17 protein-coding genes are annotated in these 16,831 nt (G+C 70.9%); 10 read left to right on the plus strand and 7 right to left on the minus strand.

Translation table 11 applies throughout. From position 1 onward, the window contains the following. Positions 1 to 76: 76 nt before the first annotated feature. The 3 genes from FEF34_RS38845 to FEF34_RS38855 all read right to left on the minus strand — a co-directional run bounded on the left by FEF34_RS38845 (position 77) and on the right by FEF34_RS38855 (position 2,235). Positions 77 to 700, minus strand: a complete 624-nt coding sequence (locus tag FEF34_RS38845; protein ID WP_138058157.1) for a helix-turn-helix transcriptional regulator — start codon at positions 698 to 700, stop codon at positions 77 to 79. Beyond that, positions 697 to 1,170, minus strand: coding sequence for a hypothetical protein (locus tag FEF34_RS38850; protein ID WP_138058158.1), 474 nt, complete (start codon positions 1,168 to 1,170; stop codon positions 697 to 699). Before FEF34_RS38850 ends, FEF34_RS38845 begins: the two co-directional genes overlap by 4 nt. 96 nt (positions 1,171 to 1,266) lie before the next feature. Further along, positions 1,267 to 2,235 carry an aldo/keto reductase gene (locus tag FEF34_RS38855; protein WP_234043331.1) on the minus strand — a complete coding sequence of 323 codons (969 nt, stop codon included), beginning with the start codon at positions 2,233 to 2,235 and terminating at the stop codon, positions 1,267 to 1,269. A gap of 663 nt (positions 2,236 to 2,898) precedes the next feature. Here FEF34_RS38855 and FEF34_RS38860 point away from each other — a divergent pair. The 10 genes from FEF34_RS38860 to FEF34_RS38905 all read left to right on the plus strand — a co-directional run bounded on the left by FEF34_RS38860 (position 2,899) and on the right by FEF34_RS38905 (position 12,735). Then, positions 2,899 to 4,212 carry an ATP-binding protein gene (locus FEF34_RS38860; protein WP_138058160.1) on the plus strand — a complete coding sequence of 438 codons (1,314 nt, stop codon included), beginning with the start codon at positions 2,899 to 2,901 and terminating at the stop codon, positions 4,210 to 4,212. Next, the gene (locus FEF34_RS38865) at positions 4,209 to 4,700 is read left to right on the plus strand and encodes a roadblock/LC7 domain-containing protein (protein WP_138058161.1); all 492 of its coding nucleotides are present in this window, start codon (positions 4,209 to 4,211) and stop codon (positions 4,698 to 4,700) included. Before FEF34_RS38860 ends, FEF34_RS38865 begins: the two co-directional genes overlap by 4 nt. Then, entirely contained in the window at positions 4,697 to 5,077 is a 381-nt protein-coding gene (locus tag FEF34_RS38870; protein WP_138058162.1) for a DUF742 domain-containing protein, read from the plus strand. The genes FEF34_RS38865 and FEF34_RS38870 overlap by 4 nt, the downstream gene beginning before the upstream one ends. Continuing rightward, positions 5,055 to 5,666 carry a GTP-binding protein gene (locus FEF34_RS38875; RefSeq protein WP_138058163.1) on the plus strand — a complete coding sequence of 204 codons (612 nt, stop codon included), beginning with the start codon at positions 5,055 to 5,057 and terminating at the stop codon, positions 5,664 to 5,666. Before FEF34_RS38870 ends, FEF34_RS38875 begins: the two co-directional genes overlap by 23 nt. Next, positions 5,663 to 6,952: a cytochrome P450 family protein gene (locus FEF34_RS38880; RefSeq protein WP_138058164.1), complete on the plus strand. Its 1,290-nt coding sequence runs from the start codon at positions 5,663 to 5,665 to the stop codon at positions 6,950 to 6,952. The genes FEF34_RS38875 and FEF34_RS38880 overlap by 4 nt, the downstream gene beginning before the upstream one ends. 127 nt (positions 6,953 to 7,079) lie before the next feature. After that, positions 7,080 to 8,186, plus strand: a complete 1,107-nt coding sequence (locus FEF34_RS38885; protein ID WP_138058165.1) for a polyprenyl synthetase family protein — start codon at positions 7,080 to 7,082, stop codon at positions 8,184 to 8,186. Next, complete coding sequence (locus FEF34_RS38890) at positions 8,183 to 9,796, plus strand: prenyltransferase (RefSeq protein WP_138058166.1); 1,614 nt, start codon at positions 8,183 to 8,185, stop codon at positions 9,794 to 9,796. The genes FEF34_RS38885 and FEF34_RS38890 overlap by 4 nt, the downstream gene beginning before the upstream one ends. After that, complete coding sequence (locus tag FEF34_RS38895) at positions 9,793 to 11,154, plus strand: cytochrome P450 (RefSeq protein ID WP_171053376.1); 1,362 nt, start codon at positions 9,793 to 9,795, stop codon at positions 11,152 to 11,154. The genes FEF34_RS38890 and FEF34_RS38895 overlap by 4 nt, the downstream gene beginning before the upstream one ends. Further along, complete coding sequence (locus FEF34_RS38900; RefSeq protein ID WP_138058168.1) at positions 11,151 to 12,116, plus strand: terpene synthase family protein; 966 nt, start codon at positions 11,151 to 11,153, stop codon at positions 12,114 to 12,116. Before FEF34_RS38895 ends, FEF34_RS38900 begins: the two co-directional genes overlap by 4 nt. A 40-nt stretch (positions 12,117 to 12,156) precedes the next feature. Then, entirely contained in the window at positions 12,157 to 12,735 is a 579-nt protein-coding gene (locus tag FEF34_RS38905) for a helix-turn-helix domain-containing protein (RefSeq protein WP_138058169.1), read from the plus strand. On the opposite strand, the gene FEF34_RS38910 is transcribed toward FEF34_RS38905, so the two are convergent. The 4 genes from FEF34_RS38910 to FEF34_RS38925 form a co-directional block, all read right to left on the minus strand. Beyond that, positions 12,695 to 13,177: a PPC domain-containing DNA-binding protein gene (locus FEF34_RS38910; RefSeq protein ID WP_138058170.1), complete on the minus strand. Its 483-nt coding sequence runs from the start codon at positions 13,175 to 13,177 to the stop codon at positions 12,695 to 12,697. The genes FEF34_RS38905 and FEF34_RS38910 overlap by 41 nt on opposite strands. Beyond that, positions 13,177 to 14,202 carry an asparaginase gene (locus FEF34_RS38915; protein ID WP_138058171.1) on the minus strand — a complete coding sequence of 342 codons (1,026 nt, stop codon included), beginning with the start codon at positions 14,200 to 14,202 and terminating at the stop codon, positions 13,177 to 13,179. Before FEF34_RS38915 ends, FEF34_RS38910 begins: the two co-directional genes overlap by 1 nt. 65 nt (positions 14,203 to 14,267) lie before the next feature. Then, complete coding sequence (locus tag FEF34_RS38920) at positions 14,268 to 15,806, minus strand: transcriptional regulator, XRE family protein (RefSeq protein ID WP_138058172.1); 1,539 nt, start codon at positions 15,804 to 15,806, stop codon at positions 14,268 to 14,270. Beyond that, positions 15,803 to 16,789, minus strand: coding sequence for a helix-turn-helix transcriptional regulator (locus FEF34_RS38925; protein ID WP_138058173.1), 987 nt, complete (start codon positions 16,787 to 16,789; stop codon positions 15,803 to 15,805). The genes FEF34_RS38920 and FEF34_RS38925 overlap by 4 nt, the downstream gene beginning before the upstream one ends. Positions 16,790 to 16,831 lie beyond the last annotated feature (42 nt).

The raw sequence follows: 16,831 nt of genomic DNA on the forward strand, positions 1-16,831 counted from the left end.
GGAGCAGGGACACATGACACGGACGCGGTCTTCGCCTTCCTCCATAGGCCGTCCGGCGTGGGCGGGGGCAGATGAGTCACCGCGCCTCCCGGTCGGACATGGACCAGAGAAGGCCCGTGCGGGCGGCGTAGGCGACTGCCTCGGCTCGCTGGTGCACGCTCAGCCGGACGAAGATGTTCTTGAGCGTGGACCGGATTTGCTCGGGGGTTCGGGCGAGCCGCCGCGCGATGCCCGTACGCGTCAGCCCCTCGGCCACGAGGACCAGGACGTCGACCTCCGAGGGCTTCAAGAGGATGCCGGGCTGCCCGAGCGTTTGCTGACGCGTCGGCTCGGCCGCGGCAGCCCGAATACAGCTGCCCAGTCCAGCCGGGAGACGGTGCCCGCCTTCGGCGGCCAGGGCCTTCACGCGCTGGAGGAGGTCGGGGTTGTCGTATAGCTCGGCGGTGCGCACCACCGCTGCCACGCCGTACGGCGCGACAGCGACGATGTCGTGGGCGCCGACGAGGTCTGCCACCAGCACGACCGCGACATCGGGATGCCGCTCGTAGTGGGACGTCAGAGCGTCATGGCAGGCGCGGTCGACGCGGTCCGCGGTCACAACCACGACGTCCCTGGGGGCCACGGCGCTGCCGCTGACGGGATCCGTGGCGGAAGCGCCGACCCCGGGAGGCACGCCCTCAGCAACGGCGCTCCGACTCATCGGGGCTCTCCCCCGAGTGCAGGGAACGGCGCCCGGTCGTCGCAGATCTCCTGGAAGGTGACCGTGCGGCCCGGGGAGCGATAGGCCGCCGCGACCTTCTTCGCGAACTTCTCCCGCGCGGCGTCGGTGAGCTTCTTGCCTGTCTCGATGAAGGGCAGATGGAGGCGTACGGGGTGAGGTGCCGACTCCGGGCTCCGTGCCGTCACGGCGGCCGCGGGCGTTCTGGGTGAGGTCACAACGTCTTCCTCGCGCGCGAGGGCGAGTCCGGCGCCCAGGGTTCGGATCTGTTCGAGCATCGCCTTGTACTCCCTGTCGTCGTTGATGTCGACCCGGAAGTCGGCGAGGATGCCGTGGATCTCCCGGCACCGGGCTGGGGCGAGCAGCCGGGCGAGTTGGGGTTGTGTGACCGGATCAGTCGGCCCCGTGAGGTTGAAGGTGCGGACCGGCCAGGGAGGGCGCCGTGGTCGCAAGAGACCGCCGGACGCTAGCGGCACTGGTCGCTGACTCCGAGGCTGCCGTGGAAGAAGTCACGGCTGGAACGAGAGTCATTCCGTTTCTGACGGACGCTATGGCACTGCCTTCGCTGAGGCGGCATGCTGGGCGAGTTCGGCGTGCAGAGTCGAATACGCGCGCTCAGCGAGGGCGTAGTCGTCGTCACTCACCTCGGCATTGAGGCCCTCGAAGTTCTTGTTCACTTGTTCTGGGCTGGAGGCCCCGGCCAGCACGATGGAGTCAGGGCAGCGCCTGAGGCAGTAGTGCAGGGCAATCCGCGCGAGAGCCTGCGGGTCCCTCCCGAAGCGACTGCGGAGCGCCTCCAGGCCGCGGTCGATGATCTCGAGGTCCGCAGGGGTGTACCGGGTGCGAATGTCGCCGGGGGAGAAGGCCGCGTCGGGACTGTACTTCCCGGTGAGCAGTCCGTGCAGGAGTGGTTCGTGGATCATGGTGGCGGCACCGTGTCGGCGCGCGAAGGAGAAGACGCTCTCCCCACTATGAGCTTCGGCCGCGGCAGCGTGATCGGTCTGCGGTTCGAGCGGATTGACTGCGGTGCTGAGGACCTGAGGGTTGAGCTGCTCGAAGAGGAAGTCGTAGCGCGGCTGGCTTCCCCAGTGGCCGGTGCTCGGGTCGGCAGCGGCTGGACTTGCTGGCAAGATGCCCGGCACGCGCATGCCGATCGCGGCGACGTCGCCGGAGTCGCGCAGGGCCTGCAGGGTGTCCCGCGCTTCATCGAGGTAGCGGTCGCCCGGACCGAAGTCGGCGTGGGCGAGGACCAGCACGTCGAGGTGCTTCACACCCAGGTTTTCCTGGGTCTGTTCCACCTGACGGAAGAGGTTGAGGGAGCTATAGGCGTGCTGGCCGGTCCCCTTGTACGTGCCGACCGTGCATGTGATGCGCACGCTCGTGCGCGGCACTTGGGCGAGCATCCTGCCCAGCAGCCTCTGGGAGTGGCCGAGCCCGTAGACGTCCGAGGTGTCGTACACGGTCGCCCCCAGGGCGTGCGCGCGGAGCAGGGCGTCGACCGCGCTGCTGTCGGCCACATGGGCCCATCCGACCGGACGGCCCTCGTTGGTCGCCGGACCACCGATGGGCCGGCAGCCGACCCCCAGGGGATGTTCGTCCCTTCCGGCAATCAGGCGCCGGGGGGAGAGGTATGAAGCGGTCACGAAGGCTCGCTCTCTTCGCGGGGATCAGGGCGCCGCTTCGGCCCGCTGAGGCGGGCGCGGGCGCGTCGGCGCGAAAGAAGTTGGTGGGCGGCGGCGGTGCTGCCAGCCAGCCGCCACTCACCGTGGCATTCGTCCGGTACCCGCGTCCAGGAGACCGGTGTGTCACCCCGGTGGTCACTTTTCCAGCGGCCAGCCCTCAACGACCTCAAGATTTGTAAGGGTTGTGCCGTTTTCGCCGTCCAGGTTGACGGGGCGGGACAGGAAAAGTGACCACCGAGGTGACACACCCGCACCCTGGCGAACCCTCCAGGAGCGCGGCAGGGTGTTGATCAGTTCCGAACTGGCCCCTCGGGGTCCGGTCTTGGTTCTGACAACGGCTGCACCACCCCTCACGTCCCTCAGGCGAGGGTCCGGGAGCACTCGACCACTCGCCTGTCACCATCCGCCGCTTCCCCGGATGCCGGGCATCCCCCAGGGTGACCCTGACATCACCCAACGGTGTCCGGGGAAGCGGCCTCGATACCCGAGGACCTGACCGTGACTGCGATACACGAAGTGGCCATCGCGGCCTTGAGCGCCACAACCGCCGGCGCCGTCACCGCCGCGGCGCTCGTGGCACGATCACGCCGGACGCTCTCTCGCAGTCACGCCCAGACCCGAGCGAGCGCTGCGGCCGAGGAACAGCGGAAGATCGAGGCGCTGCAGCAGCTCGTGAACGTGCGGTTGCCCAGCCAGGCTCTGCATCTGCGCAGCGCCCACTACCCCGTTCCCGGCCTGACGGACGCCGGCCTCTCCGGCACCGAGTTCGCGGCCCTCCTCGACTCCCTCCAGGAGCTGTTCGCGAAGGCGGTTCTCGAAGAGCGGCAGCGTGTGGATGCGGCCGCCCGCGCCGCACTGCGCGGCGCCTGCATGGAGATCCAGGCGAAGTCGTACCAGCTGCAGACCGATCTCGACACGCTGCAGCAGACGTGCGAGGACGACGAGACCCTCCAGAACTACTTCCGTCTCGACCACCTCAACGAGCAGCTGGTACGCCTGGTGCAGAAGGCGGCGATCGTCACCGGCTCCTGGCCCGGACTCGTCCGCCCGGACACTCATCTGCCCGACATCGTCGCCGGGGCGACTTCCCGCCTGCACGGCTTCGAGCGCATCAGCGTCCACTCCAAGCTGCGCACCGACACCGTCGGCGTTGTCGGACGTGCTGCGGAGCCGATCGCGGTGGCTTGCACGGAGCTGCTGGCGAACGCCTTGGAGTCGTCACGGGCGGACCTCTCGGTGGAGGTCACCCTCCTGCAGACCGACAACGGCGCGGTGTGCATCCAGATCGACGACGCCGGCAAGGGCATGACCACCGAGGAAGCCAGTCGCGCGGCACGGCTGCTCGCCGGCAGGCAGCAGGTTCTGCTGACCGAGCTCGGCGATCCTCCCGCCCTCGGCTTCGCGGCCATCGGCCAGCTGGTCGCCGACCACGGATTCCAGGTCACCGTCGATCAGGCGTCCCCCTACTCGGGGGTCCGCGCGATCATCACCATCCCCCCGGCTCTGGTCACTTCGATCGACCCTCACACGGCCCCCCTCTCCGCCATGTCCCCCATACCGGCCCCCGCCCCTCGCGCACCACGCAGAGCGATCACCTCCGACGATCCCGGGTCCGCCAGTTCGGACAGCGGGGTTTTGCCCCAGCGGCACCGCCGCGGCCGCAGGGTGCCCGGTTTGGAGGAGCGCGCCGTACCCGGAGGTCATCCGCCCGAGCCGGAGCAGGCCCGCGACACCTGGGACGCGTTCGAACAGGGGATAGCCGCCGGACGAGCCGCAACCCCTTCTGACATCCGAAACGAGGACCGAACATGAGCAGCTCCACCCTCGGTGCGCAGATCGCCGATCCGTCCTGGGTCCTGGACCCGATCACCACGATCAGCGGTGTCCACATCGCACTGATCATCTCCTCTGACGGAATCGTCGTGGGGGTGTCCGAAGGCACCACCAAGGGCACGGCCGACCGGGCCAGCAGGGACACGGTCGACCGGGTCTCCGCAGCGATCTCGTCCCTCCACGGAGCGAGCCGTGCTGCGGCAGTGGAGGCCCTCGGCGCTCACGAGAAGACGCCCATCTCCACCATCACCGTGCAGCTGGACGTCGACCCCACGTCGCAGGACGGCGTGAGCGCCGGCACCCTCATGGTCATGCCCGTGGGCGGAGGGACGAACGCCTACCTGGCCGCCGCGTTCGGCCCGGCGACGCCGATGGGCATCATCGCGCAGACCATGGCCAAGCAGGCGAAGAACCTCGGTGAGCAGCTCATGGCCGTGTCCTCGCGAAACGACGGCCCCGCCTCATGAGCCAAGGCCAGGGACGCAGGCTCGTCCCGAGCTACCTGGCCCCCGGAGGCAGCAGCGCCCCCACCCGCAACTCACTGCAGGCGCTGACCGTGCTTATCGCCACCGGCCTGCCGGCCAAGTCCCACCACACCCCGGCACAGCAGCGGCTGCTGGACCTGATCGCCAGGGGGGCGCTGACCGTCGCGGAATCCGCTGGCTATCTGCGACTGCCGATGGGGGTCTGCAAGATGCTCGCCTCCCAGCTCGTCGACGACGGCTGCCTGATGGCACGAACGCCTCTCTCCGGGATTCCCGACGGCATTCGGACACCCGGGGCCGGGCGGCCCCCCATGTCTCTCCTGGAAAGGGTCCGCGATGGTCTCCTCACCGCCCTCTAGCAGCCCGCCGTCACCGGTGTACCTGCCCGACGGGGATTTCGACCTGGTGAAGATCCTCATCGTCGGGCCGTTCGGGATCGGTAAGACCACGGCCATCGAGACGGTGTCCGAGATCCGCAGCCTGCACACGGAAGAGCCGATGACGCAGGCCGCGGCGTCGGTCGACGACCTGGTCGTCGACGGCAAGGACACGACCACGGTCGCCCTCGACTTCGGCCGTCTCACGCTGCCCGGCGCCCGCATCGTCCTGTACCTGTTCGGGACGCCGGGGCAGGAGCGGTTCCGGGTCATCTGGGAGGACATCGCCCAGGGAGCCCTCGGCGCCCTGGTCCTCGTCGACACCCGCAGACTGGGCGCCTCCTTCGAGGTGATGGACCTCGTCGAGGAGGCCGGACTGGACTACGTCGTCGCGCTGAACCAGTTCCCCGACACCCCCGAGCACGAACTCGACCTCGTGCGCAAAAGGCTCGACCTGGAAGAGCACACCCCCCTGGTCACCTGTGATGCGCGGGACCGCACGTCGGTACTGGACGCGCTCAGAACACTGGCCGACCACCTCGTATCCCGCGCCGGAGCCGATCTGTCATGACGTCCGTCCCCCAGTTCTCCGCCGTGCCGCTCTACACCGCCGAGCACGCCGCCGACCCCCAGCGCAGCTTCGCCCGCCTGCGAGAGCAGGGCCCCGTGGGACTCGCCGAGATCGACGCCGGCGTGCTCGTCTGGGTGATCACCGACTACCGGGCCGCCCTGGACCTCTTCCACGACCAGACCGGCCTGTGGACCAAGGACACCCGCGGGTGGATGGAGCACGTCCCGGCCGACAGTCCGGTCATGCCGATGCTCCAGTGGCGCCCCAGCCTGTTCTTCGCGGACGGGCAGGAACACGCCCACCTGCGCCGGGTCATCACCGACAGCTTCGCGCTCCTCGACCCCCGGCACGTGCGGGAAACGACGCTGCGGCATGCCGACATGCTTCTGGCCGAGTTCTCCCACGCCGGCCGCGCCGACCTCGTCAACCAGTACGCCCGGCGGCTCCCCCTGATGGTGCTCAACTCCCTTTTCGGGATGCCCGACGCTGGCGCGGCCCAGCTCATCGGCGCGGTCGAGGCGATGACGAGCACAGATCTCACCCGCAAGGCCCAGGGCGAGGAGTCCCTCGGCGCCTACCTCGGCACGCTCTACCAGACGAAGGCCGCCCAGCGAGGCAACGATCTCACCTCGTGGTTCATCGACCACCCCAACGGCCTGTCCCCGGAAGAAGTGACCAACCAGGTCTTGATCACCCAGGGTGCCGCCTGGGAAACGCTGGCCGGTCTCATCGCCAACACCGCCGCCCGCATACTCTCCGACGACCGCTATCGAGGCACCCTCACGACCGGCAGCCTGCCCATCCGGCACGCCATCGACGACGTCCTGTGGAACGACCCGCCCCTGGCCATGTACAGCCTCCACCGGCCGAACCGTTCCGTGCACTTCCACGGACGTGACATCGAGCAGGGCCAACCGGTCTTCGTCTCCTACGCCGCGATCAACACCTGCCCCTACACCGGACAGACCAGTGAGGGATTCCGCTCCGACCGCAAGGCGCACCTGGCGTTCGCCGCCGGCCCGCACGAGTGCCCCGCGCAGTCCATCGCCCTCGTCGTCGCGATCGCGGCGATTGAGCGGCTCACCGCCACCCTGCCGGACATCGAACTCGCCGTACCGGCCGAGCAGCTGGCGCACCGGCCCGACCCCATCTACCGCGTCCTGACGGCACTTCCCTGCCGCTTCACCCCGCTCACACCGGCACCGAGCACCCCGCCTCGCCTGGCGAGCACTGAGCCGCGACGGCCCGCGGCCGGGCGGCTGCCGGCCTCCGCCCGGTCGCGCTGAACCTCGCCTTTCCCGCACCACGCAGCAAGGAGTGCTGCCGCGCCACGGGTAAGTCCGGCCCGGCGACGTCGACACGCCCCCTCACAGCCGCCCATCTCGGTCCGCTCTGAAGAAGAAGGAGGCCCCCATGACGGTCCTCGACCAGACGGGGAAACGCCGGCCGGTGACATCCGCCACCGCCCTGCCGGATCTGCCCGCCGTACGGGACGAAGTCGACGCGATCCTCACCGACTTCCTCGCCAAGAGGGCCCAGGCCGCGCCTGGGCCGGAGATGACTCCGCTGTTCACGACGCTAAGCAGTCTCCTGCACGGCGGCAAGCGCCTACGGGCGCACCTGTGCGTCACAGGCTGGTACGCCGGTGAGGGGCGCGGCGACCGGGACCGGATTCTGCGTGTGGCCGCGTCCCTGGAACTCTTCCATGCCTTCGCTCTGATCCACGACGATGTGATGGACAGCAGCGACCTGCGCCGCGGCCGCCCCACGGCGCACCGCGCGCTCGCCACGGCGTACGTCGCCGATGGGCACCCGCCCCGCCGGGCCACGGCTCACGGCCTGGCCGCCGGCCTCCTGCTCGGCGACCTCGTCCTGACGCTGTCGGACGACCTCATCCGCACCGGCCCTGGCGCGGAGGCGATGTGGCGGATCCAGCCCCTGCTGGAGACCATGCGCAGCCAGCTCGTGTACGGCCAGTACCTCGACCTGGTGGCGACCGGCCGCCCCTGCGACGACCTCGAGGCCGCGCTGCGGATCGTGCGCTACAAGACCGCCTCCTACACCGTGGAATGGCCGCTGCGCATCGGCGCGGCTCTCGCCGGCGCCGGACCCGATGTGCACAGCGCCTGCAGCGAGTTCGCCATCCCGCTGGGGGAGGCCTTCCAACTGCGCGACGACCTCCTCGGCGTCTTCGGCGATCCGGCCAAGACCGGCAAGCCGGTCGGTGACGACATACGGGAGGGCAAGGCCACCGTGCTGATGGCGCTCGCCCTGCAATCGGCTTCCGCCGCCGACAGGCGGCTGCTGCGCACGGCGGTCGGCAACCCGGACCTGTCGGACGAGGACTTCGGGCGCGTACGTGACGTCATCGAGCACTCCGGCGCTCACCGGCAGGTCGAGACGATGATCATGGCCCGGCGCCATGCGGCCCTGACCGTACTCGACCGGGCCCCGTTCCCCTTCCCCGCCGCCGAGGCCCTGAGGGAGATCGCCGGCATAGCCACGGTGCGGCAGTCGTGACCGGCACCCGGGCCAGCACCGCTGTCATACCGCAGGCGCTTCGGCGGTTCGACTCCCAGGCCGTCCGCCTGATGGCGGACATCGACGCCGACCCGTGGGGCAGCGTCCGCGCGTCGGCGTACGAGACGGCGCGCGTCATCTCCCTGGCACCGGAGCTCGACGGGCACGGTACCCGGCTCGGATGGTTGCTGAACCAGCAGCTGCGGGACGGCACCTGGGGCGAAGGGCCAGCGCGGTACCGGCTGCTTCCGACGCTCAGCGCTGTCGAAGCCCTGCTCGCCACCATCGTCCGGGACGAGACCCCCGCCGTCCCGACCCGAGGCCGGCTCGCGTCGGCGGCGGCCGACGGCGTCGCCGCGCTGCGCGCCCTGCCGGCCGACGGGCCGTGGCCGGACACCGCAGCCATCGAAGTCCTCGTCCCCAGCCTCGTCGCCCGCATCAACGACCTCCTGGACCGGCCCGTGTTCGGCACGCTGCCCCGCCTCGGGCCGGTGTCGCGCGGGGCGCGCCTGAGCGTGCCGCCCGGATTCCGGCCCGATCGGCACGAGGAGATCGCGCAGCGGTGCCGCGCCGGTGTCCCGGGCAAGCTCCACCACACCTTCGAGGGCGTCGCTCGGCATCTGCCCGGCGGCGTGGTGCCCGTGCCGGACGGCCTGCTCGGTAGCTCGCCCGCGGCCACGGCCGCATGGCTCGCCTCTCAGCCGGACCATGCGCAGGGAGAGCAGGCGAGGGCGGCCCTGTCGGCTGCGGCCCGCCGTTATGGCGGGCTCCTGCCGGAGGCCGCACCGGTCCGTGTCTTCGAGCGGCTGTGGGTCGCCGCCGCCCTCGCCCGCCCCGGCCTGCCGCCCGCGTGCCGCGCCGCGGCCGAGGGCTGGGCACACGACATCTACGACCCGGCCGGGGTCCGCGGCGCCCCGGGTCTCCTGCCCGACGCCGACGACACCTCGATGGCCGTGCTGGTGGCCGCCGTCACCGGCACAGCCTGTGACCCGGCCCCGCTCGCCGCGTTCTGGGCCGACACCCACTACCGGTGCTACATCGGCGAGGACACCGGATCCGTCACGGCGAACGCCCACGCCCTCCAAGCCATGACAGCCCACCTCCGTCTGCGGTCGGCCGCGCGCCCGGTCCACCGCCCGCGCATGGACCTCGTGCGCGACTGGCTGGTGGAGCAGCAGACCGACGGCGCCTGGACGGACAAGTGGCACGCCTCCCCGTACTACGCCACCGAGCGGTGCGTTCGAGCCCTCCTCGGCCACCCCGGACCGGGCACCCGCCGAGCCATCCAGACGGCCGTCGACCGGGTCCTGGCCAGCCAGCACGACGACGGAACCTGGGGCGTCTGGGGCGGCACGGCGGAGGAGACCGCGTACGCGGTGCAGATCCTCCTCGCCGATCCCGCCGCCGCCACCCGGCCCGGGTGGCGCACAGCGCTCCAGCGCGCCGAGAACGCCCTCGACGACCGTGGCAGCCGAGACCGGCCCCCGGCGCTGTGGCACGACAAGACGCTCTACGCCCCCACCGCGATGATCCAGGCCGAGATCCTTGCCGCCCGCGAACTGCTGACCCGGCACGGCCCCGGACGGCACACGGAAGGAGTGGCCTCGTGACGGCCGACCACCGGCTCGCGCCGATCGCTCCGGGCAGGCGCCCGCTCATCGGACACGCGCTGCCGCTCCTTCGCGACCGGCTGGGCCTCCTCCAGCAACTGCGCGCCCACGGCCCCATCGTGCGGATCATGCTCGGTCCGAAGTCCGTGACCGTGGTGAACTCGCCCGAGTTGATCCACCAGATGCTCACCGCCCAGTCCGGTCACTTCACCAAGGGGCTGCTCTTCGAGAAGCTGAGGCTCTTCGGCAAGGACGCCCTTCCCGTCGCCGAAGGCCCCGGGCATCTCGCGCGCCGCCGGATGATGCAGCCCGCCTTCCACCGCGAGCGGGTCACCGGCTACGTCCGGACCATGCGCGACACCACCGCCTTCGCCATCGGAGCCTGGAGCGAAGGCGGCGAACTCGACCTGAAGACCGAGATGCAGCTGATGGCCCAGAACATCGTCATGCGCGCCGCGTTCTCCGCCGCCCCCGCACCTCACACCGCCCGCGCGATCCTCACGAGCGTGGACACCCTCTTCAAGGCGGCCCTCCGGCGCGCCCTCGTGCCGCTGCCCCTGCTCGACCGGCTGCCCACCCGCCACAACCGGCGGCTCGCCCGCGCCGGCAGCACCCTGCACCACGCGGTGGCCGGCATCATCACCGACCACCTCACACGCCCCGACGACTACGACGACGTCGTCTCGATGCTCCTGGACGCCCGGGACGAGACCGGCGCCCCGCTCCCGGACGACGAGATCCTGTCCGAAGTCACCGGCCTGCTCGCCGCAGGATCTGAGACGACGGCCGTCGTCATGGCCTGGCTCTTCCACGAGATCGGCCGCCAGTCCGACCTCGAGGCACGACTCCACACCGAAGTCGATACCGTCCTGGCCGGACAGGAACTCACCGCCGACCACCTGCCCCGGCTGACGTTCACCCGCGCCCTCGTCCAGGAGACCCTCCGCCTGTACAGCCCCGGCTGGCTGGTGACCCGGCAGGCCACCGCCGCGGTCCGGCTCGGCGACTTCACCCTGCCCGCCGGCACCGACGTCGTCTGGAGCCCCTACACCCTGCACCGCGACCCCGGCCTCTACCCGGACCCGTTGCGGTTCGACCCCGACCGCTGGCTGCCGGACCGGCCCCAGCCGCCGAAGAACGCCTTCATCCCGTTCGGCGCCGGCAAGCGCCAGTGCCTCGGCGACGCGTTCGCCTGGACCGAGATGACGATCATCACGGCCCTCATCGCCTCCCGCTGGCGGCTGCGACCGGCCCCCGGGATCCGGCCCGTGCCAGTCGGCGCGATCACGGTCCACCCGTCCGTCCTGCGGATGAGAACTGAAGCCCGCCAGAGCGGCACCGCCCGGGAGGCGGCGTGAACAGCGGCCCCGGCATCGCGCCCGTCCCCCTCACCCTGCCCGATCTCGGTGCCGCCTTCCCCGGCCCGTTCCCGACCAGCCCCCACGCTGTCACCGCGGACAGACACCTCCGACGCTGGGCCGCCGAACGAAACCTCCCCGTGCCGGCCGACGAGCTCCGCACCCTGTGCGGCATCACCAGCCAGGGCATCGTCCGCGCGCTGCCCACCGCCGATCTCGACAGCCTGCTGCTCGCCGCCGAGCTCTTCCTGTGGCTCGTGGCCTTCGACGACACCCACGGCGAGACGACCGCCGCGGCCGACCCCGCCGCCCTGGCCGGCCACATCGACGAGCTGACCGGCGTCCTGGCCGACAACACCCCAACGTCACCGCCAGGACCGTTCACGACAGCGCTGCTCGACCTCCTCGACCGCATCCGGGACAGGGCCACGCCCAGCCAGTACCTCACCCTCACCGGACACCTGCACGGAAACCTCCGCGGGCTCCTCTGGGAGGCCCACTACCTGAACGACCCCAGCCGCGTCCCGCTGCACACCTACCGCACGATGCGGCCCCTCACCGTCTTCGCCCGCACCCTCACCGCCATCACACCGATCGCCCTCTCCTACGAACTGCCCGACCGGCACGGCGCTGCGCACCTGGTGGACCGGTCGGAGTCCGCGGTCGCATGTCTGGCCGGGTGGGTCAACGACCTCGCCTCCTACTCGCGGGAGGCGAGCCGGAGCCCCGTGCCGCCGCTGAGCCTGCCGACACTGCTGATGCGCGAGCACCGCCTGCAGCTTCCCGAGGCGCTCAGGGCCGCCGCCCGGTTGTGTGACGAGCAGGCCGTGCTCGCCCGCGCGCTCATCGACGAGCTGTCCGCCACCGGCTCCTTGCCGCTCACGCACCACGCCCAGGCCCTGAAGCACATCGTCCACGCGTTCATCTGGCACATCGACCACGACCGGTACACCACCCCGTGACCTGAGCCGGGCACTCACCACACCACCGAAAGCACCTCCCATGCCTGCGAAGATCCGCACCGCACGAGAACTCACCCAGCTCACCCCCGCCGAGAAACGGGCCGCCGGACAACTGGTCGCCGGAGCATCAAACGCCAAGGGTGCCCAGGCCCTGGGCATCAGCACCACGACGTTCACCGGCCACATCGTCGCCATCGGCAAGAAGTACGGCATCACCAGCCGGAGCGGCCGGCCCGCCCGCGCCCACGCCGTACTGGCCAGCGGACAGGTACCTCCGCCGCCGGCCCCCGAGCGCATCCCCGACTTCACCGAGCGGGACCTGCGGCTGCTGCGCGCGCTTGCCGAGCACCCGGAGACCCATGACATCGCCATGGCGGTCGAGATCGCCCCGGCCGATGTCCGCCCGATGATCGCCGACCTCGTCGACAAGGCCGGGGCTGCCAACGACACGCACCTGATCGGCCTCGGCCACGCCTGGGGGCTCCTCAAAACCGGCCCCGCCCAGGTGGCAGGCACCACGCCGTTCCACGCCGCGAATCGGACCCTGCAGGCGAGCCGGTCGCCGCGGGGCGCGACGCCTACGACGGCGGGACGGTCCCCGGCGACGGTTCGAAGGTGAGCGTCGGGACGCTGTGCGGCCCGCACTCGGGCCGCAGCATCGACGGCCCGATGACCTCCTGCAACGCCATCTCCTGGATGAACTGGACCTCCGCCCACAGCAGATGGGACACGCTGCCGGCAGCCTCGAGGTCTTTGCGTCCGACCGCGACGTGGAGGTGCGGGGCCAGGGAGTCGGTATCCGGGCTCCAGGCGAGGGTCCCGGCGCCGACGGCCTCCACCGTCTCCAGGACCGTCTTGTCCCACACGGGCGCTTCCGGGTCCTGCAGCGGGCCAGCGGCCCCCACCAGGTGCACCCGCCGGAATCCGCCGAGGAACATCGGGATGATCGCCTGCCGGATCCCCTGCTCCGCGCAGAAGCAGGTGAGCTCCTTGACGAAGTCGTCGCCGTCGTCGAAGGCCAGCGCGAAGGAGCGCCCCAGGGTCAGTTCGGTGGCTCGCATCAGCCTCGTCCCTCCGCGGTCGTTCCGGCGGGAGCGAACGTCGCGCGGATCGTGTCGTTGTCGGCGCCGCTGCGCAGCAGCACTGTCAGGAGGTGGCGGGCTTTGTACGGGTCGAGGTGTCCTGCGCCGATGAGACCGCGGGAGAGCAGGTCCTTCTCCGATCCGTCGAACCCGTACGCGCGCGTGAGGGTGGTGCCGGCTCCGGTGCGGGAGGCGAGGACGACCGGAATCCGCTGGGCCGCCTTCGCGAGGATGGGAACCCAGGCCTCGGGGACGTGGCCGACTCCGAAGCCGGCGATGACCATGCCGTCGACCTGGTGCAGCAGCACCTCCAGGAGAGCGCCGTCGTCGCCGAGGGTGGCGGGGTACAGGGCGACGCGAGCTGGTCTGTCGAGGGGCGGGGCGAGGGGGCGGGGCGTGTGTGCGGGGACGGCGAGCAGGCGGAGGGCGCCTTCCGCGACGACGCCGAGGGCCCCGGTGTCGGGGGCGGCGAACGCGCTGGTGCTGGTGCTGTGTGCCTTGCGGACACGCGCGGGGTCGAAGACCTGGTCGTTGAAGACCACGAGAACGCCCAGGCCGCGGGCGTGGGGGCTGGCCGCGACGGTGACGGCGGCGAGCAGGTTGGCGGGCCCGTCGGCGCCGGCCTGGTGCGGGGCGCGCATGGCTCCGGTGACGACGAGTGGGGCCTGCTCCGCGTACAGCAGGCTCAGCAGGTAGGCGGTCTCCTCCAGGGTGTCGGTTCCCTGGGTCACGACGATGCCGTCGACGGCGCCTTCGCCGGCCATCGCCCGGAGCCGGTTCGCGAGGCGGTCGATGTCATCCAGCGTCAGCGAGGCGCCGGGCTTGCCCGCGAAGGACAGCGTCTGGATGTCGACGTCCGAACCGTCCATCTGGGGTACCGCGGCGAGCAGGTCCTCCGCGCTCAGGGTGGGGCGAGCCGCTCCATCACGGTCGGAGGGCATCATGGCGATGGTGCCACCGAGGCCGACCACGACAACGGTGGGACGGGTGCGGTCCTTCGTCAACGTTGATTCCTCAGATCACCTTGGGAGCGGAGCGGGTTGAGCCTATCGACCTCCACCGCGGCTGCCTACAGCGCGCCGAGGAAGCGCAGAGTCTGGTCGAGGGCCATGAGCGTGAGATGACGACTGCGGGGCCGCAGCATGCCAGTGATCCCGCTCTCACCGAGCGCGCGACACCGGACAACCAGCCATGTCCAGTCCAGCTCGAGGTACTCGGCCAGCGCCTGCAGCCGGGCGGCAGGGGTGGGCCCGTCGACGATGCTGTGTGCCTGGGCGTGCGCAATCGCTTCCCGGTAGGGGGCGACGTCCTGGACGGCGCTCGTGGTGGCGACACGCCACACGGAGTCCTCGCGTACCCAGTTGGCCAGGATGGCCCGGTCCTGGGCCAGGACGAACCCCTCGGTCTGGGCGTAGGCCGGGTCGCTGGTGATCCACACCGTGATCCGGTGCATCTCCATCATCGCGACGGTGAGGAGCAGCAGGATCCGCTCAGACGGCTCGGTGCTGTCAACGGCCTGCTCCGGGACGCAGAAGGCACGCCCCAGAGGACTGGCTGCGCCGGCGAAGCGGCTGGCCACGGCCTGTAGGTACTCGTGTTTGTGCCGGAACAGGAGCCAGGGAGCGCACTCGTCGCCGGTGGCTTCCCGGGTCCAGAACACGGGGACGGCAGGCAGTTCGTCGAGACGCCGGGTGATGTACTGCGCGCACAGGCTGGAGCCGAGCCACGCGGCGCCAACCGGTGAGAGTTCCGGCATGTCCGATCTCGGCGGTGCCGAGTCACCGGTCTTGACGTAGTAGCCGAGCTCCTCTGCCCGGTCGGTCAACGGCAGGTCGTCGGCGAGCATGCCGTCGTCCAGGACGTACAGCGCCCGCGCGAGCGAGAAGGTGAGATCGTCCAGCTGGTAGGCGGCAGGGATGCGAGGAACCTGGCCGGTGGTGAGCTGACGGCGGGCGTGCGCGGCGTCCAGCAGATACAGGCCTGTCCCGCCCGCGGCGCCGAGGGAGGCGAGGACCACCCCACGGCGCGACGATCGGACGTAGGACTGCAGGTGCGGCAGGTCGGCTTCCTTGAGCTCGACCTGATCGCCGTCGGGCGCGGCTTCGTACAGCTGCAAGCCGATGGCCGTCCCGTCGAAGTGCCGGCCGCCGGAGAGCTCCCAGGTCCCGATGACGCCGGTGTTCGGCTCGCCCGGCACGTATCGGGAGGTGTTCCAGGTGTAGTCCAGGGCCCGCGTGGCAGCGGTGAGGGTGCTCGGGTCAAGCGGGCTGGGACGCACGATCTCCCGGTGGGGTACGGGCCGGGCCAGCTCGGCAGCGCTCTTGCCGAAGTACCACTCCAGGATCACCGCCGTGTCGCCCTTGGTGACGTGAGCGCCGGAGAGCCATCGCTGGTAGCTGGAACGCGATACGCGGACTTGGGCGAGCTTCGGGAGTCCTAAGCCCTGTGCTGCCTCGCTCGCCATGCGTCCCCACAGAACCTGAAACCGGGCCCACGTCGTGCAGTTCAACCCGGGGGTGGTCTCCAGGAGATGCTGCAGCAGGGTACGTGGTTGCGGCTGCGGCATTCCGGACTCCTTGACGGCCACGGAGTTGTTGAGGTGGGTCATGATGCCTCCGTGCCCGACATCGCGATCGGGCGGCTCTGGGCAGCGGTGAGCTGTGTCCAGGCCAGGGCGACGAGGTGTGCGTTGCTTCTGGCTCCGGCCACCTGCCGAAGCTGCGCGAGGTGGTCCTCCTGGGAGTCGCGCAGGTGCATCGGCACGCTGGCCGGGTGGGAGAGCTCTGCGACGGCTCGGATGAGGGCCAGGTCGTCGGAGGTGAAGTCGGGCGCGGCCATGGCGGTCTGCGGCGGTGGGAGATGTCCGCCGGCCAGGAGGGCGGCAGCTCGGCCAGCCGGGGTGGTTCCGCCGGCCCGGTAGCCGATCCCCTTCAGGTGCTCGCGCACGGTCGTCACGGACACCTTCAGTTCGGCGGCGATCTCCTGATTGGTATTCCCGGCGAGCAGGAGCCGGCCGGTGCGCAGCTGCGTCGGTGTGAGCGGCCGGGGGTTCAAAGGGAGCGCTGCTGTGTCCGGCGCCGGGGCCAGACGCCTCGCCGGTGAGATGGGGCGATTCACCGGGCGCAGCACGGGAAGGGAGGGGGCGGTCTCGGCAGCGATCAGGGCCTCGCGCAGCCGGGTCGCGGAGGTGGTGTCGGCCCCCGGGGTGACGACCCAGTGGACGTCCTTGCCTCCCGTGACCTCGCGCGGCGGTATGCCGATGACGGTGCCCCGACGCAGGACCCGGACCCCGGGCGCCCAGCGGCCCGGCTCGGCTTCCCCGAGCGGCAGGAGGACCCACCAAACGCGGGTGACGTCGTTGGCCAGGACCGGCCCCGAACCGCTGCCGAGGCGCCGGAGGACGGGCATGGCGATGTCGGCCGGCATGCGGACGGCGTCGAAGTACCTCCCGCACGGGACCGGGACGGTCCGGGACCGAGGAAGCCACGACCACTCCGGGTCGCCCTCGTCGGCCCACGTCCAGACGCCGTCGGCCGAGTCCGTCGGAACACGACCCGTACCGCGAGCGGGCTGCGTGGGTGACGCGGTCATGGGGACCTGCCTTTCTTCATGGGTGTCGATCAAGTGCGGGGG

The sequence above is a fragment of the Streptomyces marianii genome, from assembly GCF_005795905.1.
Taxonomy (GTDB): Bacteria; Actinomycetota; Actinomycetes; order Streptomycetales; family Streptomycetaceae; genus Streptomyces; species Streptomyces marianii.

What these genes read in the sequence shown, in the direction of transcription:
- FEF34_RS38845 (WP_138058157.1), bottom strand. Translation starts at nt 700, where the DNA reads ATGAGTCGGAGCGCCGTTGCTGAGGGCGTGCCTCCCGGGGTCGGCGCT.
- FEF34_RS38875 (WP_138058163.1), top strand. Translation starts at nt 5,055, where the DNA reads ATGGTCTCCTCACCGCCCTCTAGCAGCCCGCCGTCACCGGTGTACCTG.
- FEF34_RS38880 (WP_138058164.1), top strand. Translation starts at nt 5,663, where the DNA reads ATGACGTCCGTCCCCCAGTTCTCCGCCGTGCCGCTCTACACCGCCGAG.
- FEF34_RS38910 (WP_138058170.1), bottom strand. Translation starts at nt 13,177, where the DNA reads ATGCGAGCCACCGAACTGACCCTGGGGCGCTCCTTCGCGCTGGCCTTC.
- FEF34_RS38905 (WP_138058169.1), top strand. Translation starts at nt 12,157, where the DNA reads ATGCCTGCGAAGATCCGCACCGCACGAGAACTCACCCAGCTCACCCCC.
- FEF34_RS38885 (WP_138058165.1), top strand. Translation starts at nt 7,080, where the DNA reads ATGACGGTCCTCGACCAGACGGGGAAACGCCGGCCGGTGACATCCGCC.
- FEF34_RS38865 (WP_138058161.1), top strand. Translation starts at nt 4,209, where the DNA reads ATGAGCAGCTCCACCCTCGGTGCGCAGATCGCCGATCCGTCCTGGGTC.
- FEF34_RS38870 (WP_138058162.1), top strand. Translation starts at nt 4,697, where the DNA reads ATGAGCCAAGGCCAGGGACGCAGGCTCGTCCCGAGCTACCTGGCCCCC.
- FEF34_RS38925 (WP_138058173.1), bottom strand. Translation starts at nt 16,789, where the DNA reads ATGACCGCGTCACCCACGCAGCCCGCTCGCGGTACGGGTCGTGTTCCG.
- FEF34_RS38920 (WP_138058172.1), bottom strand. Translation starts at nt 15,806, where the DNA reads ATGACCCACCTCAACAACTCCGTGGCCGTCAAGGAGTCCGGAATGCCG.